This is a genomic window from Streptomyces sp. NPDC025651, from assembly GCF_055558735.1.
Window position 1 is genome coordinate 1 of record NZ_JBVHLZ010000023.1, and the last position, 25,366, is coordinate 25,366.

Genomic DNA, 25,366 nt, shown 5'->3' on the forward strand with positions numbered 1-25,366 from the left:
ACGGCCGGGCGCGGGGATCGTCCCCAACCGGACGGCCACGGCGTGCACGGTGCGTGACCGCACGGCGGTCACCATCCCCACCCCCGGGCCGCGCTCGCGCTGGGGACGCTCACCACGCGCGGCGCCGTGGGGACGGTGGTGATGGTGAACGGCGGCGCCGGGTCTCACCACGAACGCGTGGGGAATGGTGGGCGGTCACCAAGTCGATTTGGTGACGACGGCGCCCGTGCGGCGGACGGTCTCACCACGGCCCGGTGGGGACGGCGGCGGTGAGGATCACCAGCCGCGCGGCGGGCGGCCGGGCCGGTGCGTGGTGAGACCCGAGTGTGGGGATCTGCTGCGCCGAGACCGGTCACCAGCGGGTCTCACCACGACCGCGGCCCCGGGCGGAGCCCGGGGCCGGTGGGTAGATGGCTCTTCACCAGAGGGCGTCCTGGTGGGCGCCGCCGGGGTGGCCGGCCGCGAGGGCGGCGGCGATCGCGGCCTCGATCTCGTCGGGTCCGGTGGCGGCGGCGATGGCGGCCTGGACCGCCCGCGCCCGGCCCGCCGCGCCCCGTACGTCGGTCAGCGCGTGCCCGGAAAGGTGCCGTCGAGCTGCGGCGTCGCGGTTGTTGTCGCCCCTGGTCCCGGCCAGCCAGTGGGCGGGGTTCTGGCACGGCGGCTCGTCGCAACGGTGGCGGACGATCAGCCCGCCGTCGAGCGCGTCGGCGCCGTGGGCGAGTCGGAATCCGTACAGGTGCGCCGGGACGACGCGGCTGGTCTTAGTGGTGTGGGACCCGGCGCGGAAGGTCCCGTGGCCGGTGTCGGTGAGCCCGGACTTCCACCACCAGCAGGCGGTGGGGCCCAGCCGCAGGACGTGGCTCCAGTACCGCTTCACCGTCTCCTCGTCACCAAGCAGCACCGCCCACGGCACTGGTGAGACCCGTGGGGACGGGGGCCGACCGTTACCAGGGGCGGTGGGGTTCTCACCACTCGCGCCGGGCTGGGGAGAGTGGTGAGGAAAGAGCCCGTCCCCAAAGTCGGTGGTCACCGGATCACCAGTCGGGCGGGGCCCGGACGGCTCGCCGTGGGGATGGTGTCGGGTCCGGCGTGCACCATCCGGGCCTGGGGCCACGGCTCCTCCCTCACCACCTCGCCGTCGCTGTAGGTGATGGTGACGGCGGTGTCACCACGGTCGGGGTCGTAGCTGGCGCTGGTGAAGAACCGCCACCCCTCGGGGTCTCCGTAGATCCACACCCATCCGCCGGTGAGCGCGTACGCGAGGTCCTTCACCCGTACGTCGCGCACCTGCGGCTCCCAGCCGCCGACGGGAGCCGGGCCGGGCTCGTCGGGCTCCTGGCCCTCGTCGAGGTCGTCCTCGCCGTCGGGGCCGTCCTGGGAGGCCAGCTCGGCGGTCGCCTCAATGTCGATTTCGCCGTTGCCGTGGTAGATGATCAGGGCGCCGTCCTCGTCGGTCTCGCTGAACGAGGGGAGGTCGAGGTCGTCGTTCTCGTCGCCGGTGCCGTAGGTGCGCAGCCCGCACCCCGGGCAGCGGAACAGCTCCTCGCCCTCCACGGTGATCCGCTCCGTGACCGTCGGGCAGTCCGCGCACGGCGGTGGTGTGACAGACGTCACGGGCGGCTCCCGTCGTCGGCGGGCGGCTCGGCCTCGGCGGCACCGCCCGGTCCGCCCTCGAGGGCGGCGACGTGGTGGGGGACCAGGGTGGTCACCTTGAACATCGGGTACGTCCAGGGCCCGCGCTTGAAGTGGGGGCCGGGCTTGCCGACGCTGTCGATCGTGAACGTCCCCGGGGTCAGCCGGATCGGTCCGGCCGGGGCGAGCATCCGGGTGAGCAGGGGCTGCAGCTGCTCGGCGCTCGCCTCGGGGTCCGTCGCCACGGCCTCCTCGGCGCTCTCCTTGCCGGTGAGCCAGTTCCCGGTGTGCCCGGCCTGCCAGCCCTCGGCCGTCGTGACCTCCCACCGGCTGACCTCGGGATCGCTGAGCAGGTCGCCGGGGAACCAGGACACGACATGGGTGACGGGTCCGGTGGGGCGGGCGGAGCCGGTGCCCTCGCAGTGGGCGCACGATCCGTCGCCGTCGCTGTGCGCGTTGCGGGCGGTGTCCAGCTCGCGCTCGACCAGCTGGGCCAGCCACGCCAGCTGACCCGGCTGCAGGGTGACCGGCTCCGGGAAGCCCCAGCCCAGGTCCTTGTCCTCACCGAACTGCAGCGGGAGCCGCTCGCCGGTGTCCGGGTCGTCGGTGGGGTACTCCTCGGCGAGTCGGGCGATGGCCTTGGCCAGCTGGTGGCTCGCTTCGTAGGCGTGGGTCACTTCGCGTCTCCGTCCGTGGTGGTGTTGGCGGCGAGGAAGGCTCCGGCGTGGGCAAGGGCCTCCTCGCTGGTGTCGTACGTGACGTCGTCGCCGGCGTCCTGGTGGCGGCCGTTGGCGGCCTGGCCGATCCACCACCAGCCGCCGTCCTCCGGGTGCCACGCGACGCGGGCGGTCCCGCCGAACGCCTCGACCTCGATGGGTTCCTTGTTGGCGTGAGGGTTGATCGCGACGACGGCGCCGGGCCACCGCTTGCGCGCGGCCTGCCGGGAGACTCCCCAGGCGTCGCCGATCTGCGGGTAGTTCACCCCGCCCCCGCCGGCGCCGCGGGCGTACTGCTCGGTCATCGGCTCGACCTCGTCCCGGGCGATGCGCAGGGCGCGCAGCATGGCCAGCTGCCAGTCGGGGGTCGAGCGCACCGGGAGGTCCTCGTCCGGTCCGCCGGGGCTGGTGTCGCGTACGGAGATCTCGTCGGCCAGCGCGGCAACGGTGGCGCGCAGCCGCTTGCGGAACGTCGCCAGCTGGGCCTCGGTGGGCTCGCTCCACGCGGGATCGCGCGGAGCCATAAACGCCTCGTAATCCGGGGCGTCTTCCTCGCTCTTCGTCATAGCGACAATTCTAGTTGTCGTGAACCTGGGTTGTCATGGGAACGGGCATTGTCAGTCGCGCGGTTTCCCCGTGCTGCCGCAAAGTCACCCAAATTTGGGTGACTGGCGCCCCCAAGGGCCTGTTATTACCGCACGCGATCGGCGGGGCCCTGCGGCGCGGCTGATCTGCGGCGGCGCAGCTGTACGGGCGGCGGGGCGGGCAGATATGACATGGGGCGACATCAGCGAGGGCGACGAGGCGGGCAGGGGGTGAGCGGCGTGTGGCCGTGGGAGCGGGAGCCGGTCGGCACGCGGCGGGCCTGGCGCAAGCGCGAGGAACTGCGGCTGCGAGTGAGCGGGCAGTGGGGCCCGGAGTGGTGGGAGGTCCTGCCCGGCTTCGCCGCGGTGCTCGTGGCGGTCGGGTTACCGGTCGCGGTGCTCGGCTGGCTGTGGGTGCACCTGGGGTGGTGGGCGGCGCTGCTCGCGGCGGCCGTGCTCGGGTACGGGGTGCGGGCCGCGGTGCGCCGGCGCCAGGCGGTGGCTGCGGAGCGGCAACGGCTGGCCGTGCGCTTCGGCCTGGAGCAGGTCGACGCGGCGGATGACCGCCGGTTTCGGACCATCGTCGGCCGGCTGCTGCTGCGCGACGGCTGGACGGACGTCAAGGGAGTGCTGATCCGGCCGGGGGTGGTGCACCTGGTCGGCAACGGGCACGGCCGCCAGCTCGGGGTCGCCTTCGAGCGCGGCGTCGAGCGGAGCGGGCGGGCAGGCGGGGGCCGGGCGGCGCTGCGCGCGGTCGGCGGGAGCGTGCCGCTGCCGGAGGGGGCCACCGGGCCCCGGGCGCTGTTCCTCGTGGTCAGCAGCGGCAGCTTCGCCCGGGAACGCGTGGTGTGGGCGGCGCGCAACGACGTGCACCTGGTCGACCGCGCGCTGCTGCAGCGGTGGGCCGGTGGCGAGCACCTGGCGGTGCTCCTCGGCCTCGGCCTGGACGACGTGCGCTCCGACGCGTCGTAACCCGGGGCACGAAAGAGGGCCCGGATCTCCGGGCCCTCGGCTGCTGCGCGGTGGGTCAGCTGTGCGGCGGGAGCTGCTGCTCGGCCAGCTGCACGACGGCGGTGATCCGGGCGGGGTCCCATCCGGGCTGCGGGGCCAGGCCCTGGAGCATGCTGCGCAGCTTCTTCGCCTCGATGACGGTGACGCCGTGCAGCTCGGTGCGTCCGCGCGGGGCGGGGACCTTCGCGCCGTGCACGGCGAGGATCGGGCGGACCGGCACCCCCAGCGCGCGGGCGGCCTGCTCGGCCTCCCACACCACGGTGTTCAGGGCCTTGGTCTGGTCGTACTGCCCGTAGCGCAGCAGCGAGCCGTTGATGACGATGCGGGACCGCTTCGACTGCCAGTTCTTGCTATCTACCAGGGCCACGCCGAAGCTGGCGACGACCAGGTGGTCGAGGTTGGCGCGGCTGCCGGGTATGGCCCGGTCGTGCAGGACGCCGTAGCCGCGGCGGGCGAGCGGGGCGAGCAGCCGGGCGGTCGCCTCCTCGCCGGCCGCGCCGGATGCCCAGCTGTTGTGACCCCGGCGGTAGGTCTGGTGCACCCCGTAGGCGAGCACGGCCACAGCGGCGATCGTGCCCAGCTGCCACCCGAGCAGCGTGGCGACGGCCGCGCCGACGACGATGGCGCCCACGGCGGTCAGCGGCAGCGTGACCTTCGCGCGGCGGTGCTGCTGGGTGCGCTCGGCGATGCGGGCTAATTCGCCGACCCGGCGCGCGCTGGCTCCGGCTCCGGTGGTTCGGCGTCCGGTGAAAGCCATGAACTCCCCTCCCTGAACTGGCTGTTCGTCCCTGTCCTGGGACCGTAGCGCCGGGTACTGACACGACGGCAGTACGCCTTCACCCGGCCCTGTGGCCGCGCCGCTAGTCCTCCTCCCAGGCATCGGTGATCAGGTCGGGCCAGCGGGCGTGGCCCCGGAATTCGAGCCGGTGGCGGAGCATCGCGGCGGCGTCGGCCCTGGGCACGCGCAGTGCGAAGTCGTCCAGGGCGCGGGCGATGACGTCGCCGATCGTGATGCGCAGCGGGATGGTGATGTGCAGGTCGGTGACGGGCTCGGCGAGCTGGGCGCGGACCGCCGTGGTGATGGCCTGGTCGGTGGCGGTCTGCAGCTGGCGGCGGTAGTGCTCGTCGCCGCGGCGCTGCTCCTCGGCGGCCCTGCGCTGCTGGCGCCGGCGCTCCAGCCGCACGAAGACCGGCTGCAGGGGCAGGGCGAGCAGGCTCACGGCGAGGGCGATGCCCAGGAACCAGGCCACGCCCGTGAAGACCGTGTCGACAACGGAGTTGAAGGCGTCCATGGTGCTTCCCCCCTCTCGGGCCGGTCAGCTCATCAGCGCTTGCCGCGCAGCTGCTGCAGCTCGCGCTCCTGGTCGCGGACCTTCTCCTCGGCGTCGCGGACCTTGCCGTCGGCAGCGCGGATCTCGTCGTACAGCTCGCCGGTCGTGGTCTCCAGCGTGGTGATCCGGGCCTGACTCGTCTTGAGGTCGCTGCGAGTGCGTTCCAGCTCGCCGTGCAGTTCCTCCTGGACGCGGTCGGCGGCGGTCTGGATGGCGTCGACGCGGGTCTGGGCGTCGGTGGCGGCCTGGCGGGCGGACCGCTCGGCCTCGGTCTGGGCGGCCTGCGCGACCCGGACGCTCTCGCGGGCGTCCTCCTCAACCTGGGCGGCAGCGGCGCGTACCTCGGCGGCGGCTGCCTTCTCCTGCTCGACGACGGTCTTCATCTCCTCGACCTGGGCCAGCGCCTGGCCGGCGGCGGTCTCGGCGGCGGTGACCCGCTCACCGGCGATCCGCTCGGCCTCGGCGATCCGCTCGTCGGCGCGGCGCTCGGCCTCGGCGACCTTCGCGTCCGCCTGCGCCTGCGCGGCCTCGACCGATGCGGTGGCGTCCGCCTGAGCCTGCGCGATGGTCCGCTCGGCCTCCGCCTGGGCGGCGGCGACCTGCTGCTCGGCCTCGGCCTGGATGCGCTCGGTCTCGGTCTCGAACCGGGCCTGTGCGGCTTCAAGTTCGTCGATCGCCTGGTCGGCGGCGTCCTCCGCCTCGATCCGGGCGTCCTCGGAAGTCTTGGCCTTGCGCTCGGCGCTCTCCCGGCGGCCCTTCTCCTTGGTCAGCGCCTCATGTGCCTCGGCGATCCGGGCGTCCGCGCGGGTCTCCGCGGCGGAGACCTGCGCCTCGGCGGCCTCGGGGTCGGTGATGGTCTGCAGCAGACTGACGTAGCGGGCCAGCTCCTCCCGGAGCCCGTCGACCTTGGCCAGCACGCTGCTCTGCACCAGCACCGCGGTGCTCGCCGCGTCGGTCACGATCTGGTCGGTGACCTTCTCCTCGGCCGCGGCCGGGGAGGCGTCGGCGGGCCGCTTCTGCTTGGCCCGGTACGCGCTCATGGCGTTGTGGTCGGGGTTCTCGCAGTACTTGGGGGCCGCGCCCGGCTTGGTCGGGTCCTTGGGGACCGGCTGGTTGCCGCACTCCGGGTACGCGCACCGCGGCGTCTTCTCGCCCTCGGGCTCGGCGGTCGTCGGCTCGGTCTGCTGCTCGCTCATCTCGGGGGTTCCTTCTGCGAGTAGGGGGAGGGCGCCGGCCTGCGACCGGCGCCCGCGCGGGCGTCAGTCTTGCGGGTCGCGGCGCTCGACGCCGCCCTCGCCGTCGGGCTGCCACTCGTCGCTGCTGTAGACGACCCCGTCGACCACCAGGTCGTCGCCGATGACGTCCTCCCAGAAGTTGAAGTCGTCCTGGGGCTGATCCTGCGGTCCGCTCACCGTGCGCTCCTTCGCGTTCCGTGCCCGTCTCGGTACCCCAAGTCTAACGTTGCATTGCATTACGTCAATACAATGCATTGCCTGAGATGCAATGAAACGCAATGGATTGCGGGAGGTCATCGACGGCCCGTACGGATCTCGGGTTTCGCCACGACGCGACCGTGGGCGGTGGCTGCCCGCCGGGGCCCTGCCCGCCACCGACGACGCGCGCCTCGGCCACGACGAGACCCGCGCCGACGCGGAGCGACCCCACCGGCCGGCATCGGTGCGCGGCAGCAGTTGCTCCCCCTCGGCCACGGACCGCGGTCCGGTCTCCTCACGCGCCCGCATCCGCGACGGCGGGAGTACGGCGGCCGGCCCCGCTCCGGCCGGGAAGACGGCGACCGGTCCCCCGCGGCCCACCCCTCCCTCCGCCGCCTGCCGCTTTTGGGCACCCCGTCCCGGCTGCAGACGGGAGCGCTCGCGGCTACGCGTGCCATGTGACGGTTGCCGCCCGGCCTCAGCCCCGTGATCGCCGCTGTGTGCCGCCGGGAGAGCCCCGGGGGTCCACCAGGGCCAGGAACGCGTGCGAGGCGGGGGTGCGCTCCCGAAGCTGCCGCGAAGTGACAAGTAGCTCTCTGTAACCGACCCTGACCTTCGGGAGTACCGGGCCGAGGCCGCGCAGCCGCCGTTCAGGGCCGTTGTCGGCGCGTTTCCCGTGGCCGGGCTGCCGGGCGCTCCCCCCGCGCACGGCGACAGCCCGATGGTTGGCCCGGGGCTGCTCGAGGCCCCGGTCGGCGCTGGCGCACGCCCCGTAAGGAAGATCCAGGATCCTAGGTCCTAGATCCAGGCCGTGAGTCCTCCCTGAAGCCTCACGGAGGGCTCCGGGAGGACTCCGTGAGGCTTCCCGGAATGCGGCTCCCACCAGCGGTTTCCCGCTCCGCGCGCCGACGAGGTCCGGTGCTGCGCCCCGCGCGGCGCAGCGGGGGCCGTCGGCCTGTGCGTCGAGCGGGTGCGCCGGGAACTGGGCCTGCGGTCGAGTCGGGCATTCCGGCGGATTGAGCCCTCCGGGAGTCCTCCCGGAAAGGTCCGGGCGGGCCTGTGACCTGGGCGGGTTTCAGAAATCCGACCACGCGTGAGGCGGTCCGAGCGCGGAGCAAGATGGAGGCTCGGAGTGTCCGAGCCGGGCCCGGCCGGGGCCAGCAAGATGGAGGCTCGGAGTGTCCGAGCCGGGCCCGGCCGGGGCCAGCAAGTTGGTGCGAAAGGTACCCTTCCGCCGCTCGACCAGGGGGCCGGGCAGCGGGGGGGCCTCTCCAGACCGAGGGCGGCCTGGAGAGGGGACGGAGCCTGGCGCGTCGAGCGGATGCCGCTGTCACCGGCGCCGGATTTCCAGGCCCCTGATCGGACCCTCTCGCTGTTCTCCTACGCGTGCGCGCGCGTAGGAGACTCCCAAAACTCCCGAAATTCGCCGTGAGCGCCCTCCACGCGCATGCGTGGAGGGCGCTCAGAACCGCTCAAAAGCCAGGCTGCTCAGCCCGGTGTGCCCCGGGCGGGCAGGCCCGAGCGGGCAGGCCCGGGGCAGGCGCCACGGCGAACGGCTTCTACGCCTCGGTGGACGGCGGCCCGCCTACCGCGATGCGGGCGCCGACCAGCCGCCCGGCCTGGGCGGCTGTCCGCATCGCCTTGGTGACGGCCTTGTCGTCGTGGCGCAGCTCGGCGAGGCCGACGTCGCCGACGTAGAGCACGGCCCAGCCGTAGCGGGCGACCAGGGCCAGCCAGCCGTCGGGGATGTCGATGGTCCCGGTGAAGAACTGCCCGCCGTCCGGGTCCAGGACGAGCAGCCCGTCCTCTCCTGCGGGGCCGTGGCCGAGCAGCAGCACGCCGATCCACTCCTGGATGCGGGGCGGGGCCTGGCGCATCCGGGAGATGAGAGTGAAGCCGTTGCCCAGCAGGTCGCTGAGCACCACGTCGGTCAACTCGCCGGGGCCGTCGTTGATGACGTACGCCTTGCCGACGGTCTCGGCGACCAGGACGGGCAGGTCGGCGCCGCCGTGGTCGAGAACGGCGGCGGCCATCGTCATGGGGTAGCCGCCGGCGGGCGCGGTCGGGCCGAAGTCGGCTCCCATCGCGATGACTTGGGAGGGGCCGCACTTGTCGTGCACATAGACGACGTGGGTGAAGCTGTTGTTGGTGCGCACCACCATGTTCACGGTGCCGGTCAGCGGCTCCTTGCAGCTGACGCACTTGCCGTCGACCAGGGAGATCTCGGCTGCGCGGGCGAGGCCCTCGGGTCCGAGCAGCGTCTTCACCTCGGCGCTCATCTGCAGTTCAGGCACCGGGCTGCTCGCTCTCGTGTTCGTCGCGTACGGCGGTGGCGTGCTCCTGGCGGGCGTAGCCGCGCGGGTCGGCGTCCCACCGTGGGTCGGTGGGCGGCACGGGGCCGTGGCCGGTGCGGTGGGTGCGGTCGTGCTGGAGCAGGCTGCGGGCGCTCTGCTCGGCGTCCTGCTGGCTCTCCTCGGCGCGCTCGATCTCGGCGAGGGCGGGCACTGCGCGGTCGGCCCATGCTGCCCGGCGCAGTAGGTAGGCGCGTTCGCGCTGGGGGTCGTCGGGGTGCAGGGCGCGGTCGATGTCGAGGCGCTCGATGGCGTCGCCCTCGTACATCAGGGCGAGCCGGTGGCGGGCGGTGATGGCGGGCATCGGTTCCTTCCGGGGCCGGGCCGCGGGGCGGAGTCAGTTCCGATGACTCCGGCCGCGGCGGTGTACGGCGGGGTCAAGCCTGCTCTGTGTCGGGGCCGGTCTTGTCGCCGTTGCGGATTTTGTGCACGGCCTGCCGGGACATGCGGGCGCGTCCGGCGATGTCGGTGTCGCTGTAGCCCCAGGTGACCACCTGGCTGACCAGCTGCGTGCGCTCGGTCTTGTACTTCTCCAGCCGCGCGACCTCGGCGCCGACCACGGCGAGGCGGTCCCAGTCCTGCTCGCGCAGCTGGTCCCGGAGGCTGTAGGCGGCCTCCTGCGTGCCGAAGATCCGCACGCCCTGCTGGGCGGCGCCGGTCTCCTCGCGGTCGATCCAGGCGTCCAGGGCCGCGTCGGTGGTCTGGGAGGTGATGCCGCTGGCGGCCAGGCGGCCGTGCTCGGCGTCCCAGTCGCGGAAGTCGCGCGCCGGGCGGGGGTCGCCGTTCAGCAGCACGGTCCGGTACCAGGACCGCACGCCCAGCACCTGCAGGTACACGCCGCTGCCGTCGCGGTACGGGGCGCCGAAGACCTTCTTGATCTCCGGGTGCCAGTGCTCCGATCCGAGGCACCGCGTGTGGATCTCGCACTCGTGCGCGAGCTTGTCGAGCGACAGGCCCAGCAGCTCGGGGTGGTAGACCTCGGGGCAGCGTTCGACGATGTCGGCGAAGTCGACCAGGTCGGCATCGACCTCGGGCAGCGCGGTCTCCCGGTCGCGGGAAGTCAGGCGGCACAGCTGACGGCCGGCGCGTGCGGAGGCGGCCGACCAGTCCAGCTCTCCCCCGGCCTCGAAGAAGCCGTCGAGCAGCTGCTGGGCGTACGGCGCCACCAGCTCCAGCAGGGCGTTGGCGGCCTCGACGTCGAGGTACGGGTGCCCGGTGAAGCCGGACTCGACGCCCCAGTTGAGCAGTCCGGGGACCGGCTCGAACCACATGTGCGGGCCGCTGCCGGGGAGGAACAGCTTGCCCGGGTGCCAGCGCTTCCAGATCTCGCGCGGGACGTCGTTGACGGCCTTCCATCGCGGATTCCACGCCTCCCGGTGCTCAGTGCTCTCGTGGAAGCTCAGCTCGCCCGTGGCGGTGTTCAGCAGGACGTTCTGGTAGTGGCCGGGCGCGTGGGCGCCGGGGACGGGCTCCGACGGGATCACGCTCTCCACCGGCGTGATGGTGACGCGGGGCGCCTGGTAGGTGGCCACCTCGATCTGCGGCACGGGCACGGTTCCGTTGCTCATCCGGTTCTCCTCCATGTCGGGTGCGTTGTAAACAGGTTGACGGGTGCTCATGTCATCGTCAACCAGTTGACATGTGATTGGCTGGAAGTAATAACAGGCCCTGTGGTGCACGGCGATCCCGAAGATCGAACGAGACTGCGCTGCTGCGCGGGGAAGGGGTCACCCAAATTTGGGTGACTCTCAGGCGGTGGCGATGCGGCGTGTGATGCGGGCCCTGGCGGCGGCGTGGTCGCCACGGCCGTCGGCTCCGCGGGGATAGCGGCGCCGCGGCAGGGCCGGGAGTGTGGTGAGCACCAGGTCGGTCTGCTCCTGGTGGGTCTGGACGCCGGTGCGCAGCCCGGCCTTAGGGGCGCGCATCCATGCCTCCTCCTGGCGCCACCAGCGGTACAGCTCGGTCTCGACCGTGTAGCGGCGTGCACGGCTGGCCGTGACGCCCCAGCAGCCCTTGGCCTTCGCCGCAGCGACCAGGGAGCCGGGCCGCGGGCGGTAGTACGGGGTGCCGGAGCGCTGGGCGGTCAGGGTGCGGCGGGCGGCGTGCTGGTCGGCTCCACGGTGGCGCAGGACGGTTCCGGTGGCCGTACGGCAGCGTTCGCCCGGGGCGGCCTGGCAGGTGGGGCACTCATGGTGGACGGCCATCACGGCGCGGGTGGCGACCAGCAGGCTCCGCAGGGTCACCAGGTGCTTGGCGGCGGTGCGCGGGGCGTACCCGGTCAGCTGGGCCACCTCGGAGAGGCTCAGCGGGCGCTCGGCGTGCTCGATGAGCTGCTGGTAGACCCGCCCGGCGTGGTGACCGAGCCCTCCGGCATGGGTGGCGGTGGCCCGGCCGTAGGCGAAAAGGTCGGCCCGGCCTGCGGCGAGACGCTCCTGGAGACGGGAGATCAGGAGAGCTCGGATGTCCCCCTGGGGGGGCGGGGTTCCTTGTGTCCCACCCTGCGCAGCAAGCTCGAATCCGGGGTGCGCAGCGGTGACGGGGAGCAGCTCGTGGGTGCCTGCCGGGCCGTCGGTGGTGCGGGGAGCGAGCCAGCCGTCAAGGGCAAGGCGGTCCTGGGCGCGGTGCATGGTGGAGCGGCCATGGCCGGCGGCGAGGGCGGCACGGCGGATGTCGAGGTCAAGGACGGTGGTGCCGGAGCGCAGCGCGTACAGGCAGCGCAGGTCCAGGGCGGCGCGGTCGGCGGGGCCGGACTTGCGGGCCCAGCGCTCGGGGCAGGCGTCGGCGGCGGCCTGGACGCGCTCGACCAGGGCGACGACGGCGCCGATGTTCTCCGTCCACTCCAGGGAGTCCTCAGTGAGCGGCAGACTCGCCGCGTACGCCACGCAGCGCTCCCACTGGCGGCGCAGCTTCTCGCGGGCCTGGACGTCGGGCAGGACGGTGCGCAGCGGGCCGCGCCGGGTGCTGGTGCAGGCGTGCAGCAGTCCGCCCTCGCGGTGGCGCCGGTCGTCGAGCAGCTGCTCGACCATGGGCCACGTCCAGCGGCGCAGCGCGAGCCGGTCGAGCAGCGAGGCGAGCGTCTCGCTGACCTTGCCGTCGGCCGGGCGGCGGGTGAGCAGCGCGTACGTGGCGTCGTCCAGCGCGGTGTTCGGCGTGCCCGGAAGGCGCGGGCCCAGCTCGTCGTCGAGGACCTGCACCTGGCGCTCGCGGACGATCCGCGGGCGGATGGTGGCCGGGGCCGGGACGGTGTCGATGATGAGCGCGAGGCGCAGGAACGCGTCGGACGGGTTGCCGCAGGACGCGGGGGTGAGCAGGGCGGCGGCACGGCGCTGGTCGAGCGGGGTCTGCAGCTGGCTGCGTCCGCCGTCGCGGTGCGCGGCGCCGATCGGGCGGACCGCGCCCGTGGACGGGTTGCACAGCAGGCCGTGGTCGAGGGTGGGCAGGCGCAGCGCGGCGGCCCGCGCGATCGAGGCGACCAGCGCGGCGTCCAGCGGCTCGCTCGAGGTGACCCAGACGTGCCGTCCGCCGGCGGATCCAGAGGCGGCGACCACATAGGTCAGCCCGGCCTCCTCCAGCCAGCGCAGCAGCGTCGCAAGGTCCGGGCCCGTGTTGCCCCTGCTGCTGTCGAGGTCGAAGCACATCCACCGGAAGCGGCCCTCGGCGTCGGCGAGGTGGACGGCGTACGGGCCGTGGGGGGCGACCGCGGGAAGCGGCCGGGCCTTGTAGGAGTGCAGCCATCCGCCATCACCCGATCGGGTGTCCACCCGGATGGAGGCACGCGGGGACAGCTCCAGGACCAGGGCCTGGAGGTCGACCTGCGCGACCTCGAAGAGGGGCAGAACACCGGTATGGGGATTGTGTGTTGGGGCAGATGACGGGCTGTGCACACCCGACTCCGGAGACACTCCAGAGGCGAGCGTGAGCTGTCCGGCACCGTAGCTGTCCGCTACGATGGCAGGGCTCCTTAACTTCATATGCATGCCGAAGGTCCCTTCCGCCGTGACGGCGGAGGGCTTCAGCGCGACCAACCAGGCGCGTGAAAAGGGCTCCTAACCTCGACAGACGTCGAAGGCCCCTTCGGACTTCATCTGTGGTTAGGGCACCACCGCCCTGGGATCGCTCGGGAAAGCGATCCGTAGGGCTTGACTCACCTCTTCCTTCGGGGCGAGGAACCTGGGCGGGAACCCGGGGATCTCCTCTGTGGGTAGTCAGCTGGGGAGCTGACCGTGGGTGTGTTGCTGTGTGAAGCAATGGGATTCAGCGCCTGGGTAGGGCTCGCTGGTCCCGGTACGTCGGTGGGGCCCCCGGTCTGGATGACCGGGGCTTTTTCTTTGCCACCGACGGTCTATCTCGTCAGCCGGTCAGGGGGAGTTGTTCCTCTTCACCGGCCCTCTTCTGTTCCTCTTCGATCTCGGCGACCCGCCACAGCGGCACGCCGTTCTCGTTGAGCTGGTCCCGCTCGATCAGCCTCGTGATGTAGAGACCGACCGTGATGCCCGCGGCCTTGGCGTTCTCGAACGCCTGGGCGTGGATCTCGGGCTGGACCATCGGGGAAAGCCGGACAAGGCTCTTGCGGTCGCGGTGCACCATCGGCGCCACGTACTCGCGCTCGCGGGCGTTTCGTGATCCATAGGGCCTGGCCATGATCGCTATCCAATCGCAAACCGGTTCACGTACACAACTCTGTTGCCGCGTGTCGCAGGGGTTTTTCGTGCGACGGTCAGATTCTCCACGCTGTCCGAACGGACGGGGGAGGCTGGTCCGGTGACGGACCATCACGGCAGTTCGGTGGTTTTCGAGTCGAGCGCGCGCCGCGCTGGCCTTCGTGTGCGGGGTCAGCTCCCGCTCGACGACGCCACCCGATCCGGTCACCCGTGTCCCTTCCTCCGCTGTTGACCATGGCCCTTCACCGTCTATTGACGGATCGGCATCCGAAATAGTTACAGCTCTGGGGACACGAGTTTCCGCACGTCAAGTGGTGTCCCCAGGTGTGGAACTGCTGTCCGCGGCGGTGTCCCGCAGGGCGGGAGACAGACTTTCTCCCGCGGGAGAAGGCCCCGAACTCCTAGCGCAGACACCGGGGAACAAGTAACCCGCCGGTAGTTTCTGGGAGGTCCGCACGCGCCGTTTCCCGGCCCCTGCGCTCTCGTTGAGCCGAGCGGGTGAACGCCCGTGGGGCCCGACGGCGAGGGGGCTGGTGTGCGGCAGGAGTGGTCGCCAGAGGACGTGGTGGCGTGCTGGACCCTGGTGGATGGTGACTGGGAGCTGGTCGCGAACAAGTCGGGGCCGACCCGGCTGGGCTTCTGCCTCATGCTCAAGTTCTTCGAGATCGAGGCCCGGTTCCCGGAGTTCGTCGAGGAGTTTCCGCAGGCTGCGGTGGAGTACGTCGCCGGGCTGGTGAAGGTCCCGGCTGTCGAGCTTGCGAAGTACGACCTGGCGGGCGCGAAGCGGCACCGCAGGCAGATCCGCGAGGCGCTCGGGTTCAGGCCGGCGACGCTCGCGGACGAGGAGGCACTCACCGGGTGGTTGGCTGCGGAGGTGTGCCCGGTCGAGCTGGTGGAGGACCGGCAGCGCGATGCCCTGCTGGTCGAGTATCGGGCGCGGAAGGTCGAGCCGCCGGGCCGGACCCGTGTCGAGAAGATCCTGGTCGCGGCCCGGGGCCGGTGGGAGGCGACGTTCTGCGCCCGCGTCATCGAGCGCCTGGGCGAGGCGGGCACGGCCCGGCTGCTGTCCCTGGTGACCGAGGACAACGAGGCGGGCACCGCCCTGCTGGCCGCGCTCAAGCGCGACCCGGGCGCAGTCGGCCTGGACTCCCTGCTCACCGAGATCACCAAGCTCAACGACGTACGCAAGCTCGGGCTGCCCGACGGGTTGTTCGCGGACTGCTCGGAGAAGCTGGTGGCCGCCTGGCGGGCGCGGGCGATCAAGATGTACCCCTCGGACTTCCGTGACACGGCGGAGGGCGTGCGGATCACGCTGCTCGCGGCGCTGTGCTGGTCGCGGCAGGCGGAGATCACCGACGCTCTGGTCGAGCTGCTGGTCGCCCTGGTCCACAAGATCAACGCCCGCGCCGAGCGCCGGGTGGAGAAGCAGCTCACCGCCGAGCTGAAGAAGGTCCGCGGCAAGGAGGGCATTCTCTTCAAGCTGGCGACGGCCGCCGTCGACAAGCCCGACGAGGTCGTACGCCAGGCCCTGTTCCCGGTGGTGGGTGAGAAGACGCTGCGGGAGCTGGTGGCCGAGGCGAAGGCGAACGAGAAGGTGTTCAAGGCCAAGGTCCGCACCACGCTCCGGTCGTCGTACAGCTCGTACTACCGGCAGATGCTGCCGCCGCTGCTGAACACGTTGGGCTTCAGGTGCGACAACACCGCCTACCGGCCGGTGATGGACGCGCTCGCGCTGCTGGCCAAGTACGCCGGCGTTGATGGCAAGACCCGCTTCTACGACGTGGGCGACGTGGTGCCGATGGACGGCGTGGTGCGCAAGGACTGGCGCGAGGCGGTCGTCGACGACAGGGGCCGCATCGAGCGCATCCCGTACGAGCTGTGCGTGCTGGTGGCGCTGCGGGACGCGGTCCGCCGCCGCGAGATCTACGTGGAGGGCGCGGCCCGCTGGTGCAATCCGGAGGACGATCTGCCCGGCGACTTCGAAGCCACCCGCGCGGTGCACTACGCCGCGATCCGCCAGCCGTTGAACCCGCGGGCGTTCATCGCGGACCTGAAGAAGCGCATGACCGCGGCTCTGGACGGGCTCTCGGCGGCGCTCGCGGACGGCTCGGCGGGCGGGGTGAAGGTCACCACCCGCAAGGGCGAGCCGTGGATCACCGTGCCGAAGCTGGAGCCGCTGGACGAGCCGACCGGTCTCCAGGCCCTCAAGGACGAGGTCGTACGACGGTGGGGCGTCCTGGACCTCCTGGACGTGCTGAAGAACTCCGACTTCCTCACCGGCTTCACCGAGGAGTTCTCCTCGGTCGCCGCGTACGAACGCATCGACCGCGCCGTGCTCCAGCGCCGCCTGCTGCTGGCCCTCTTCGCCCTGGGCACGAACATGGGCATCCGGGCGATCGTGGCGACCGGCGAGCACGGCGAGAGCGAGGCCGCGCTGCGACACGTGCGCCGGCACTTCATCACCGTCGACAACCTTCGCGCCGCGGTCACCCGGCTGGTGAACGGCACGTTTGCCGCCCGTGATGCGGCCTGGTGGGGGCAGGGTACGGCGTGCGCGTCGGACTCGAAGAAGTTCGGGTCCTGGTCCAGCAACTTCATGACCGAGTACCACGCCCGCTACGGCGGCAACGGCGTGATGATCTACTGGCACGTCGAGCGGAAGAACGTCTGCATCTACTCCCAGCTCAAGTCCTGTTCGTCGTCCGAGGTCGCGGCGATGATCGAGGGCCTGCTGCGACACTGCACGGACGCCGAGATCGAGTCCCAGTACGTCGACACCCATGGCGCCTCGGTGGTCGGGTTCGCCTTCACGGAACTGCTCCACTTCCGCCTGCTGCCGCGGCTGAAGAACATCGGCAGCATCCGCCTGTACCGCCCGGATGACGCCCCGCCGGGCTGGCCGGCGCTCGGCGGCTCGCTGACGAGGCCGATCCGCTGGGAGCTGATCGAGCAGCAGTACGACCAGATGGTGAAGTACGCGACCGCGCTCCGCCTCGGCACGGCGGAGGCGGAGCAGGTGCTACGGCGCTTCACCCGCGGTGGCCCCAAGCACCCCACCTACGCCGCGCTCGAAGAACTCGGCCGCGCCGTGCGCACGGTTTTCGCCTGCGACTACCTGGCCAGCCCCGGCCTGCGCCGGGAGATCCACGGGGGCCTCCAGGTCGTGGAGAACTGGAACTCGGCGAACACCGTGCTGCACTACGGCAAGGACGGCGCCCTCACCGGCCCGGACAAGGAGCACGCCGAGACCTCGATGCTCGCCCTGCACCTGCTCCAGTCCGCGCTCGTGCACGTCAACACCCTGCTGGTGCAGCAGGTTCTGGCCGAACCGGCGTGGGCGAAGAAGCTGAGCGACGAGGACCGGCGCGGCCTGACCGCGCTGTTCTGGTCGAACGTCAACCCGTACGGCACGTTCCGGCTGGACATGGACAAGCGCCTCGACCTGGGGCTCACGGTGCCCCGCCCCCGTACTCCGGCGGACGCCGCCGACCGATCAACCGCGCAGACGCGATGACGCGCGCCCCGCACGGACCGGCCGCTGCGTAGGCGGTCGGTCAGGGGTACCTGCGGTCGCCCGCGATCATCTCCGCGAGCACCAGGTCGCGGGAGACGTCGTCTCCGTCGGCGGGCCACCCGTGGCGCCCGTACGTCAGGAGCCGGGCAAGGGCGTCAACGAGGTGTTCGCGTACGCGCGGGTCCGACCACCCCCACTCCATCGCGTCGGCCAGAAGGTCCACCGGCGGGAACGCGAGCAGGTACCGCAGTGGCCGATCACCCCACTCGTGGTCGCTGTAGTGGGCGAGCGCGGTGCGCATCGAGGCCACGGTCGCCGGACGCTCGGGACGGTCCCCTCCATGCTCCAACTCCGACTGCTCCGGCCGGTCCGTGGCGTCCAGGCCGTCGGTGACCGCGCGGTACCCGCGCGGGCCGGTGACGATGCCGTCGCTGCCGTCGCGGCCGCGGGCGTACCAGTCGTCCAGCCGGGCCGCGCTCCGCAACGCGTCCACGGGTTCGCCCCGGCTGTGCCCCCGCCGGCCGTTTGCCTCCCACGCCGCCTGATGCGGTGCCCACTTCTCGTGCGCCGACTGGCGCGTCATCCCGGCCGCTTCTCCGATCTGCTCCCAGGTCGCTCCGCACTCACGGCTGGCGATCACCGCGCGCGCGAGGAGGGTGGGGAGGAACTTGTCGCGGATCGTCAGGACGTCGCGCAGGTAGCACGCCGGATCACTGCGGCGCTCCTCGTACACGGCGGGCACCAAGCCGCGTGCGAGCTCGGCGACGACGCGGGCGGACTCGGCGACGGCCACCACCGCCTCGTCGCGGGGTGACAGCTGGGGCTTCCTGGGCTTCACATCGGTCATGTCTCCAAGCTACGCCTGTTTGTCAGGCTCAGCCTGACAAACAGGGAAACCAGCCCTCTGGCGAGGCGGAACCTCCGAGGCCGAGGCGGGCACACCCCGCGTTCATCAATCGACCGTTTACCGAACGCCCGCCGCTCAGCCGCCCCGTGCCCCACCTCCCCGCCAGAACCGTTCATTTTCCCGTTCATCAACTGCTAGCGTTCAGATCGCTACCCGAAGACGTTTGATGAACGGAAAGGGTGCCCATGGCGCTCATCGGCCTGGTCCGCGTCAGCACCGACAAGCAGAAGACCCGGCGCCAGCTCGACGCCCTCGGCCCGATCTGCCTCAAGGTCTTCGAGGAGAGGATCAGCGGCAAGCTCGCCGTCGACGACCGGCCCGGCCTGACCGCCGCCCTCGACTACCTCCGCGACGGCGACATGCTCACCGTCCAGGAAGTCGACCGCCTCGGCCGCAACCTCCTCGAAGGACTGATCGTCCTCAACGACCTCTTCCAGCGCGGCATCGCCGTCAAGGTCCTGGAGGGCATTGCCGCCGGCGAGCACACCGAACGCTCCCTCATCCTCGACCTGGCCCTCGCCCTTGCCGAAGACCGGCGCCGCGACATCGTGAAGAAGACGAAGAACGGCCTCGACTCCGCCCGCACACACGGCCGCATCGGCGGCCGACGCCCCGTCGTGGACGACGACAAGCGGCGCGTGATCCTCGCCCGCCGCGCCGAAGGCCAGTCCATCCGCGAGATCGCCGCCGCCGTCAAGGTGTCCGTCGGCGTCGTACACAAGACTCTCAACCCAGCAGCGGCACCCGGCGACAGCTGACCGCAGGGCAGATCCCTACTTTGCGGCTGGTGTCTGAGCTAGGACACCGGGGCCGAGAAGGTTGTCCGGCCGGTGGGCGTCGGGCACGTCGTCATGCCAGGTAGAACGCGGCTCGGCGGATTCTGTGACACCTGCGCCTTCAGCGGGTGGCGGGCAACGCGTCGAGGGCGGCCTGCCACGGGTACGCGTCGAGGTCGCCGTGCTGCGGCTTGTGCGGCACGAACCCCTCTTCGCCGAGCAACACGGTGACGCCGGCCGCGCGCAGGGTCTCCACGCTGCGCGGCACCGCCGGGTGCAGGCCCTGGGCGTCGTTCCAGTGGGGCAGCGCGACAGTGCGGATCTGCAGGCCGATCGCCTCGGTGATCAGACCGAGCGCGAGCGTGTCGGAGATGCCCGCGGCCCACTTGTTGAGGGTGTTCGACGTGGTCGGGGCAACGAGGATCGCGTCCGGTGGGGGCAGTACGTCGGGCTGGCTGGGGAGTTTGTACTGGTAGCGGACGGGGTGCCCGGTGAGCTTCTGCAGGGCCTCGATCTCGCCCTCGGCGTCCTCGCTGAGCCATCGGTACGCGGACGGCGTGAGGATCGTGCAGACATCCCAACCGGCCTGCTGCGCAAGGCGGATCGGGATCTCTATACGGCGGGCGGGCGGCGCGGCGCAGGCGATGAGGTACAGGATGCGGTTGGTCACCGGGTGCCCTTCAGCGGCAGCAGCATGGCGTGCATGAGGGGCGCGTTCGCCATCCGGGGGCGCAGGTCCCCGAGCGTGCTCCAGCCCCAGGACTCGTACAGAGCATGGACCTTGGGGTGGGCCTGGTCGACCAGGAGCGTGGCGCGTTCCTCGGGCCGCTCGGCGAGCAGCGCGTCGTGCAGCTGGCGGGCGGTGCCGGTCTTGCGCCACGGCGCGCGGACCATCAGCTCGGACAGGGCGTACGTGCGAGTGCCGGTCTCGGCGACGACGTCGGCGGGCACCTCGGTGAGCAGCCCGCCCCACCATGGGGAGTCGGCCCGCAACGGGGCGCCGTAGGCGTAGCCGACAGCCCGGTCACTCTGGTCCCTGTCGTAGCCGACGACGCAGGTCCAACCGGTGCGGCTGCTCCAGGCATCGAGGCCCTGGGCGAAGCGGTCAACGGTGGCGAACTCGTCGGTCTTGGCGGCCTCGGCGTAGACCTCGGCATACACGTCGAGCAGGAGGGGGCGCAGCTCGGCGGCGTGGTGGTGGTCGTAGTGCCGTATGGCGATGCCGGTCACGGGCGGGCTCCTATGCGGTGGCGAGGCGGGTGCGGATGACGGTGAGCCGGTCGGTGATGCGGGAGCTGTCGAGGGAGGAGACGTCGAGGCCGGCGACGGTGGCCGCGGCCTGCTCGCGCTCGCCCTGGGCGAGCTGCAGCTCGGCGAGCTGGACTGTGTAGTACGTGCGGTTGCGGCGCATGGGCTGCGGGAGCAGGGCGAGGGCCTGGGCGGTCGCGGCCTCGGCCCGGTCGTACTGGCCCATGGCCCGGTGGGCGATGGCCGCGAGTCCGCAGACCTCGGCCTCGGTGAGGAACGCCAGCCACGTCGGGACCGAGGCGGCTGGGTCGATGCGGTCGTACGCCTTCTCGGCACCGAATAGGGAGCGAGCGGCACCGGTGCGGTCGCCGGTGCGGGCCAGGCCGATGGCGAGGCGGGCGTGCAGCAGGGTGGCGATGCGCGGGTCACTGCGGGCGCGGCGGTTGTCGAGGGCGGCCCGGGTGATCTGGACGGCCTCGCGGTGGCGGCCGGCGCGGCGGGCCTGCAGGGAGAGGTCGGACCAGGCGCGGGCGACGGCGGAGGGGTCAGCGGCGAGCATCGCGGACTGCAGCGCGGCGGCGTGCAGCAGGTTGGCCTGGTCGGTATTGCCGCTGTCGTGGCAGGCCCACCCAGCGGACGCGTACAGGCTGCTGATCGCGCCGTGCAGCGCCTTCTCGACGCGCTCGCCGTAGGTGCAGCCGTCCAGGGCCTCACGCAGCCGGGCGATGTAGGCGGTGGAGACGGACACCAGCGGGCCCCCGCCGATGGAGAAGAAGTGGGCGTCCATCCGGCCGATGCGCTCGTGGACGCGCGCGACGTCGCTCATCGACAGTCGGCCGCGGGTGGGTGTCTCCTCGATGCCGAGCGCGACCGCGACGGTGATGGCGGCGGACGCGGTGACGAAGCGACGGCGCTGCACGGAACCCTCCTCCTGCTTCGGTGTCGACGACCGTGACAGCGGCGGAGTGGGCAGGTTGGCGCTGTTCTTCCCGCGCGGCACGAACCCCAGGGCCTGGGCTGGACGGTCGAAGATTCGTTCCAGCGGCAGAAGGTACTTCGTCCACGGCCAGCGCACTTCCCCGGAGACCCACCGTCGTACGTGCCGGTCGGTGCAGTCCCCGGGCTTGCCGAAGAGGTCTTCGGCGACCTCATTTACCTCGTCGGCAAGCGAGTTGTGGGTGAAGTCCATCTCGTCGAGGAGCGCCTCGAGGACGGTGTTGCGCCGTCTGTCCATCGGTCCCCCCGGGGGTGTGGAGCGTGCGCGTGACGGTAGTCCTGCGCCGCATCGCCCGCAGGTAAAACTGTCCGGTCTCTGTACGGGAAGTGCCCGGGATCTGGCCTGAGCCCACCCCTTCGAGTGGCAGTTGTCTGGGAGTACCGAGACAGACGATCCGGGAGCACCCCGTGCCGAACACACCCTCCGGCGGCAAGAGCCGCGTCACCTGGGCCTCGAAGGCCACCGTGGACGACCGTACGAAGGCGCTGTGGGCCCGTGGTGATCGCACCGGCTGGGCGTACTGCGGCCGGGAGTGGGACGCGGTGGCGATCTATCCGCTGGAGCGGGGCCTTGAGGCGCTCGACCGGATCGGGGTGGCACTGGGCTCGGGCTATCCGGTGCTCGCCGACCGGATCAGCCACCGGCTGTACGTGATGGTGCCGCCGGGCACGGCCAGCGAGGTGGCGGAAGCGCCCGGCGTACTGCGGGCCCTGTCCACCGGGCATCAGCTGCTGGTGCCGGCGTCCGGGCAGGGCTCGCCCACGGCCCACTGGATCAGCCGTCCGGGCGCCGGAATCCCGCGGCTGGTCCCAGCCGACCAGCTGGCGACCGCGCTGCGGGAGCTGGAGGAAGTCAGCGACGAGGAGGTGGCGGTCTCATGAGCGCGCGTCAGGTACTGCACGATCCGGACGCGCTGATGGAGACGCCGCTGCACCGCGAGCCGCTGATGCTCGTGGTCAAGGCCGTGCTCGCGGTGAGCGATCCGGACGCGCTGGCGCCGGGGGACTGCGAGCTGATCGCCCTGCTGCTGGTCGGGCACGCCCGCGTGGTCGCCGACGACGTGCAGCGCCACCTCGACCATCTGCCGGAGGACGACAGCAGGCGCCCGCTCGCCGAAGTCGTGCTCGGCGAGGCCCGGGGGCGGCTCTCGCAGCGGGCCAAGGGAACCCTGCGCTGCGCGCAGAACCGCGCCCGGCTCGTCCGCTCCCTGTACGAACGCCTCGACCGGCTCGCCGCAGCGGCGGAGCCCGTCTGATCTCTCGGTCCACGCCCGGCGCCTCCCCAGTCCCCGTGGGCGCGGGCTTTCCCAGGGCCCCGGTGGGCAGGAAGAGCTAAGGCGGCTCTTGCCCACCGGGGCCCTTGCCGTGCGCAGTGCCCCGGCCATCGACCACGCGCTCGGCACAGCCGCGTCGCCCTCGTGACACGCGCGCGCGTAGGACGGTTCCACGAAGTTCCACGAGATGTTCCTTTTCCCAGGTCAGCGCGTTGCGCTGCGGTTCCACGGAATGACCCCGGACGGAACCGTTCCGGATCGTGAAACGGGAAACTCCGCCGGGTCCGTTGCCCGCCCGCCGGGCCCTGGGCTCCCATGGGGCCGTGGCCTTCTACAGCGAGACGGAGAAGCTGCAGCGCCTCCTGGACCGGCAGCGCCGGGCCCTGGAACTGCGGCGGGACGCGGTGACCGCGACAGCGGTGGACCTGGTGCTGCACCACGGCCAGGAGCTGGGACCCACGGCCCGGCGGGCGGGGCTGACCACGCACGCGCTGCGCAAGGCCGTGTACGCACACCCGGAAGTCGCCCTGATCCTGCGGGGTGAAGGGGGCGCCACGGCGCGCGAGCGAGTGTGACGCTGGGCGCTGTGTGGCATACTGAGGGTGCGGACCTGGCCTGCGTACGTGGGATCACCGGGTCTAGCTTTCTCAAGGCCCGGCCAGTGTGCCGGGCCTTTGTGTTGCTCAGATCCGGCGCGGCGCCTCGGCGGCCGGCAGATGCCGACTCCACCAATCCCACATGAAATCCTTGCCCGGGTGCCGCTGGACGACCTGGTACGCGGTGTACGCGAGCAGGTCGGCGGCCTGGACCGGCTGGCTGTGGTGCGAGCCGATGAACCAGGGGTCCTCGACGATGTGCCGGGTGGCCAGCTTCAACTTGCGGTGCTCGCGCTGGTAGCTGAGGTCCGACCCGTCGCCGTCCATGACGATGATGCCGTGGTCGCCGGCCGCGCCGAGCCGGGCGTCGAGGTCGGCCAGCAGCGCCGCGTAGACCTGGGCGCGCTGGTCGTAGTAGGCACGGCCCTTCTGGTTCGTGTGCCGCCACACCGCGCCGGTGCGGGTGCCGGGCATCGCCGCGATGGCGGCGAGGTTGGCCTGGGCGACCCGGCGCCGGTTGCGCTTGTGCCGGTTCCACGCGTTGCGGGTCGACGGCGTGCCACGGCCCGGGATGAACTGGGTGGCGTGCAGCTCGTAGTCGGCGGGGATGCCGGTGTCCGCGTACAGCTTCTTGCGGAAGTCGAGCAGGCAGCGCAGGGCCGCGCTCCACTGCGCGAGGTCGACCTCGGCCCAGCCGTAGACGACGTACCCGGTGCTCTCGGCCCCGGAGTCGTCGATGTAGAAGATTCGTGCTGCCACCTGCTCAACCTACCGATCTCCCGTACGGCGAACGGGAGTTATCCACAGCCCGCCCGGGGGCCAGCAGGGGCTTCACGGGAAGGGTCACCCGAACGAGTGAGGGTTGAGGCCGGGCCGGGGGAGTGGGAACCTGCCTGCAAGCAGAGACGGGAGGGGCTCACGATGCCGGTGAAGGGTGGATGCCAGCGCTGCGGGGCGCGCATCGAGGACAAGGACCGCTGGGGCGCCTGCAGCAAGTGCGGGGCCTGGCAGAAGCGCTGACCGTTCTCCGCCCCGAAGCCGTGGTCGTGTGCGGATGGGTCCCGCAGACGACCGACGGCCTCACCCCGCCTGTACAGAACCGCCCACCGGAGACCGGCCTCTGAACACAACCCCGTTGCTCCCTGGCGCGACCGGTCTGCACCACGACGATGCCGTTTCGCGCCGGGGAGTGACGGGGCAGCGGGGTCCCGGGGGCGGCGAAGCCCCCGGGTACCACGCGCCCCGGCCACAGGTCTGTGCCCCGGCCCCGATGGTCAGCGCAGCCGTTCGACCTTCGTCACCAGCTTGTGCCGCTCGCGCTCAGCCTTCGCCTTGACCCGCTCCAGCACCCGCAGGTCGACGACCTCCTCGACGCCGGCGCGCACCAGGTCGGTCAGCTGGGTGGGGCTGAGAGCCTCGGCCTGGACGGTGGCAAGCATGTGCTCGCCGCGCTTGTCGGTGCGCTTCTGCGGCGCCGTCTCCAGCCGGTACTCGGCGATCTGCTCGGCGGTCACCGCCAGGCGCCGCACGGTCGGCGGGGTGCCGCCCATCTCCTCGACGAACACCGCGACGTCCTCGGCCGCGGCGTCCAGGATGCTCAGGCCGCTCGGGTCGTAGTCGCCAACGCTGAGTACCCAGGTCGGCACCTGGCTGTGGGCGATGCGGGCGGCGGCGTCGTGCTTGGCGCACACGGACTCGAACCCGCCGGAGCAGTAGACGATGACGCCGTACTCCTTCGTGACCTCGGCAATCATCGGCATCATGCCCTGGGCCTCGATCCATACCTCGCAGACCCGGGGCTGTCCCTCAGTCAGCGGGCGGGCGTAGTACTGGGCAGAGGTGCGCACGGAGTCCCAGAAGTCCGCCGGGCTCTCGTAACCGAAGGAGTGGCCGGCGCTCGAGGCGCGGTCGTCACGGATCGCGTCCATGGGGATCAGCCGGGCGCGGCGGGCGCGGTTCAGGGTCTCCTGCAGCCGGTCGTACGCCTTCTCATCCTTGGGGTACCCGAACGCGCCGACCAGCCGATAGAAGACCTGACGGGCGGTCATCGGCAGGTGGGCGCGGTACTCGTCGAGGACGGCGCGGACCTGGTCGACCAGGAGAAGGGTGTCGGGTTTCGGGGACCAGGGCGCGAACCCGCGCGGACGGGTCCGGCGGTAGGTGCGGCCCGAGACTGTGTTACGGCCTGCCGTGCTCATGCGCTCATCGTGGCACCGCGGCGAACTCCCGTGCGCCCGCCGGCGGCGCCCGGCGGACGCGGTTTCGGCATCCGGCTGACGGCAGCAGGTCGTGCCCCTGACAATGAGTGGCCCATTGATCGCTCACTCAGGGGGAAC

General features: G+C 71.8%; 25 protein-coding genes. 6 read left to right on the top strand and 19 right to left on the bottom strand.

Features of this window, described 5'->3' with window-relative positions; translation table 11 throughout:
- Nucleotides 1–418: 418 nt before the first annotated feature.
- From ACZ4D5_RS42615 to ACZ4D5_RS42630, 4 genes are all read right to left on the bottom strand, one after another.
- Nucleotides 419–877, bottom strand: coding sequence for an HNH endonuclease (locus ACZ4D5_RS42615; protein WP_467777922.1), 459 nt, complete (start codon nt 875–877; stop codon nt 419–421).
- Nucleotides 878–1,026: 149 nt separating this feature from the next.
- Entirely contained in the window at nt 1,027–1,614 is a 588-nt protein-coding gene (locus ACZ4D5_RS42620) for a hypothetical protein (RefSeq protein ID WP_467777923.1), read from the bottom strand.
- Complete coding sequence (locus tag ACZ4D5_RS42625) at nt 1,611–2,309, bottom strand: hypothetical protein (RefSeq protein ID WP_467777924.1); 699 nt, start codon at nt 2,307–2,309, stop codon at nt 1,611–1,613. Before ACZ4D5_RS42625 ends, ACZ4D5_RS42620 begins: the two co-directional genes overlap by 4 nt.
- Entirely contained in the window at nt 2,306–2,914 is a 609-nt protein-coding gene (locus ACZ4D5_RS42630; RefSeq protein ID WP_467777925.1) for a hypothetical protein, read from the bottom strand. The genes ACZ4D5_RS42625 and ACZ4D5_RS42630 overlap by 4 nt, the downstream gene beginning before the upstream one ends.
- Nucleotides 2,915–3,163: 249 nt before the next feature.
- Here ACZ4D5_RS42630 and ACZ4D5_RS42635 point away from each other — a divergent pair, with 249 nt between their 5' ends.
- A complete protein-coding gene (locus ACZ4D5_RS42635; protein ID WP_467777926.1) occupies nt 3,164–3,904 on the top strand; it encodes a hypothetical protein in 741 nt (246 codons plus the stop codon).
- Nucleotides 3,905–3,959: 55 nt separating this feature from the next.
- Here ACZ4D5_RS42635 and ACZ4D5_RS42640 read toward each other — a convergent pair whose 3' ends face one another.
- The 9 genes from ACZ4D5_RS42640 to ACZ4D5_RS42680 all read right to left on the bottom strand — a co-directional run bounded on the left by ACZ4D5_RS42640 (nt 3,960) and on the right by ACZ4D5_RS42680 (nt 13,699).
- Nucleotides 3,960–4,700, bottom strand: a complete 741-nt coding sequence (locus tag ACZ4D5_RS42640) for a nuclease-related domain-containing protein (RefSeq protein WP_467777927.1) — start codon at nt 4,698–4,700, stop codon at nt 3,960–3,962.
- A 103-nt stretch (nt 4,701–4,803) separates the two neighbouring features.
- Nucleotides 4,804–5,235: a hypothetical protein gene (locus ACZ4D5_RS42645; protein ID WP_467777928.1), complete on the bottom strand. Its 432-nt coding sequence runs from the start codon at nt 5,233–5,235 to the stop codon at nt 4,804–4,806.
- 32 nt (nt 5,236–5,267) lie between these two features.
- Entirely contained in the window at nt 5,268–6,470 is a 1,203-nt protein-coding gene (locus ACZ4D5_RS42650) for a hypothetical protein (protein WP_467777929.1), read from the bottom strand.
- A gap of 63 nt (nt 6,471–6,533) precedes the next feature.
- Nucleotides 6,534–6,686, bottom strand: coding sequence for a hypothetical protein (locus tag ACZ4D5_RS42655; protein WP_467777930.1), 153 nt, complete (start codon nt 6,684–6,686; stop codon nt 6,534–6,536).
- A gap of 1,580 nt (nt 6,687–8,266) precedes the next feature.
- Nucleotides 8,267–9,001 (bottom strand): hypothetical protein, encoded by a 735-nt coding sequence (locus ACZ4D5_RS42660; RefSeq protein ID WP_467777931.1) that lies wholly within the window; start codon nt 8,999–9,001, stop codon nt 8,267–8,269.
- Nucleotides 8,994–9,362: a hypothetical protein gene (locus ACZ4D5_RS42665; protein WP_467777932.1), complete on the bottom strand. Its 369-nt coding sequence runs from the start codon at nt 9,360–9,362 to the stop codon at nt 8,994–8,996. The genes ACZ4D5_RS42660 and ACZ4D5_RS42665 overlap by 8 nt, the downstream gene beginning before the upstream one ends.
- A 73-nt stretch (nt 9,363–9,435) precedes the next feature.
- Nucleotides 9,436–10,626: a hypothetical protein gene (locus ACZ4D5_RS42670; RefSeq protein ID WP_467777933.1), complete on the bottom strand. Its 1,191-nt coding sequence runs from the start codon at nt 10,624–10,626 to the stop codon at nt 9,436–9,438.
- Nucleotides 10,627–10,806: 180 nt separating this feature from the next.
- Complete coding sequence (locus ACZ4D5_RS42675) at nt 10,807–12,942, bottom strand: zinc finger domain-containing protein (protein ID WP_467777934.1); 2,136 nt, start codon at nt 12,940–12,942, stop codon at nt 10,807–10,809.
- Between the two features lie 466 nt (nt 12,943–13,408).
- Nucleotides 13,409–13,699 carry a hypothetical protein gene (locus ACZ4D5_RS42680; RefSeq protein WP_467777935.1) on the bottom strand — a complete coding sequence of 97 codons (291 nt, stop codon included), beginning with the start codon at nt 13,697–13,699 and terminating at the stop codon, nt 13,409–13,411.
- A 555-nt stretch (nt 13,700–14,254) separates the two neighbouring features.
- On the opposite strand from ACZ4D5_RS42680, the gene ACZ4D5_RS42685 reads away from it, so the two are divergent.
- Complete coding sequence (locus ACZ4D5_RS42685; protein ID WP_467777936.1) at nt 14,255–17,233, top strand: Tn3 family transposase; 2,979 nt, start codon at nt 14,255–14,257, stop codon at nt 17,231–17,233.
- Between the two features lie 40 nt (nt 17,234–17,273).
- Here ACZ4D5_RS42685 and ACZ4D5_RS42690 read toward each other — a convergent pair whose 3' ends face one another.
- The gene (locus ACZ4D5_RS42690) at nt 17,274–18,080 is read right to left on the bottom strand and encodes a hypothetical protein (protein WP_467777937.1); all 807 of its coding nucleotides are present in this window, start codon (nt 18,078–18,080) and stop codon (nt 17,274–17,276) included.
- Between the two features lie 245 nt (nt 18,081–18,325).
- Between ACZ4D5_RS42690 and ACZ4D5_RS42695 the strand changes: the two genes are divergently transcribed.
- Nucleotides 18,326–18,898 carry a recombinase family protein gene (locus ACZ4D5_RS42695; RefSeq protein ID WP_467777938.1) on the top strand — a complete coding sequence of 191 codons (573 nt, stop codon included), beginning with the start codon at nt 18,326–18,328 and terminating at the stop codon, nt 18,896–18,898.
- A 139-nt stretch (nt 18,899–19,037) separates the two neighbouring features.
- Here ACZ4D5_RS42695 and ACZ4D5_RS42700 read toward each other — a convergent pair whose 3' ends face one another.
- From ACZ4D5_RS42700 to ACZ4D5_RS42710, 3 genes are read right to left on the bottom strand one after another with little or no spacing between them, the layout of a single operon-like run.
- Nucleotides 19,038–19,586, bottom strand: coding sequence for a flavoprotein (locus ACZ4D5_RS42700; protein WP_467777939.1), 549 nt, complete (start codon nt 19,584–19,586; stop codon nt 19,038–19,040).
- On the bottom strand, nt 19,583–20,146 hold the full coding sequence (locus ACZ4D5_RS42705) for a GNAT family N-acetyltransferase (RefSeq protein ID WP_467777940.1): 564 nt from the start codon (nt 20,144–20,146) through the stop codon (nt 19,583–19,585). The genes ACZ4D5_RS42700 and ACZ4D5_RS42705 overlap by 4 nt, the downstream gene beginning before the upstream one ends.
- A gap of 10 nt (nt 20,147–20,156) precedes the next feature.
- Nucleotides 20,157–21,398, bottom strand: coding sequence for a hypothetical protein (locus ACZ4D5_RS42710; protein WP_467777941.1), 1,242 nt, complete (start codon nt 21,396–21,398; stop codon nt 20,157–20,159).
- A gap of 170 nt (nt 21,399–21,568) precedes the next feature.
- On the opposite strand from ACZ4D5_RS42710, the gene ACZ4D5_RS42715 reads away from it, so the two are divergent.
- From ACZ4D5_RS42715 to ACZ4D5_RS42725, 3 genes are all read left to right on the top strand, one after another.
- The gene (locus ACZ4D5_RS42715; RefSeq protein WP_467777942.1) at nt 21,569–22,042 is read left to right on the top strand and encodes a hypothetical protein; all 474 of its coding nucleotides are present in this window, start codon (nt 21,569–21,571) and stop codon (nt 22,040–22,042) included.
- A complete protein-coding gene (locus tag ACZ4D5_RS42720; RefSeq protein ID WP_467777943.1) occupies nt 22,039–22,416 on the top strand; it encodes a DUF6415 family natural product biosynthesis protein in 378 nt (125 codons plus the stop codon). The genes ACZ4D5_RS42715 and ACZ4D5_RS42720 overlap by 4 nt, the downstream gene beginning before the upstream one ends.
- Nucleotides 22,417–22,757: 341 nt before the next feature.
- Nucleotides 22,758–23,009, top strand: a complete 252-nt coding sequence (locus tag ACZ4D5_RS42725; RefSeq protein WP_467777944.1) for a hypothetical protein — start codon at nt 22,758–22,760, stop codon at nt 23,007–23,009.
- A gap of 108 nt (nt 23,010–23,117) precedes the next feature.
- Here the strand turns inward: ACZ4D5_RS42725 and ACZ4D5_RS42730 are convergent, their stop codons facing one another.
- Nucleotides 23,118–23,789, bottom strand: coding sequence for a DUF3800 domain-containing protein (locus ACZ4D5_RS42730; RefSeq protein ID WP_467777945.1), 672 nt, complete (start codon nt 23,787–23,789; stop codon nt 23,118–23,120).
- 515 nt (nt 23,790–24,304) lie between these two features.
- Nucleotides 24,305–25,228, bottom strand: a complete 924-nt coding sequence (locus tag ACZ4D5_RS42735) for a hypothetical protein (protein ID WP_467777946.1) — start codon at nt 25,226–25,228, stop codon at nt 24,305–24,307.
- Nucleotides 25,229–25,366: the final 138 nt, after the last annotated feature.

Coding starts and splice junctions, on each gene's coding strand:
- ACZ4D5_RS42650 (WP_467777929.1), bottom strand. CDS start 6,470: ATGAGCGAGCAGCAGACCGAGCCGACGACCGCCGAGCCCGAGGGCGAG.
- ACZ4D5_RS42670 (WP_467777933.1), bottom strand. CDS start 10,626: ATGAGCAACGGAACCGTGCCCGTGCCGCAGATCGAGGTGGCCACCTAC.
- ACZ4D5_RS42720 (WP_467777943.1), top strand. CDS start 22,039: ATGAGCGCGCGTCAGGTACTGCACGATCCGGACGCGCTGATGGAGACG.
- ACZ4D5_RS42630 (WP_467777925.1), bottom strand. CDS start 2,914: ATGACGAAGAGCGAGGAAGACGCCCCGGATTACGAGGCGTTTATGGCT.
- ACZ4D5_RS42645 (WP_467777928.1), bottom strand. CDS start 5,235: ATGGACGCCTTCAACTCCGTTGTCGACACGGTCTTCACGGGCGTGGCC.
- ACZ4D5_RS42710 (WP_467777941.1), bottom strand. CDS start 21,398: ATGGACAGACGGCGCAACACCGTCCTCGAGGCGCTCCTCGACGAGATG.
- ACZ4D5_RS42680 (WP_467777935.1), bottom strand. CDS start 13,699: ATGGCCAGGCCCTATGGATCACGAAACGCCCGCGAGCGCGAGTACGTG.
- ACZ4D5_RS42665 (WP_467777932.1), bottom strand. CDS start 9,362: ATGCCCGCCATCACCGCCCGCCACCGGCTCGCCCTGATGTACGAGGGC.
- ACZ4D5_RS42640 (WP_467777927.1), bottom strand. CDS start 4,700: ATGGCTTTCACCGGACGCCGAACCACCGGAGCCGGAGCCAGCGCGCGC.
- ACZ4D5_RS42695 (WP_467777938.1), top strand. CDS start 18,326: ATGGCGCTCATCGGCCTGGTCCGCGTCAGCACCGACAAGCAGAAGACC.
- ACZ4D5_RS42690 (WP_467777937.1), bottom strand. CDS start 18,080: ATGACCGATGTGAAGCCCAGGAAGCCCCAGCTGTCACCCCGCGACGAG.
- ACZ4D5_RS42735 (WP_467777946.1), bottom strand. CDS start 25,228: ATGAGCACGGCAGGCCGTAACACAGTCTCGGGCCGCACCTACCGCCGG.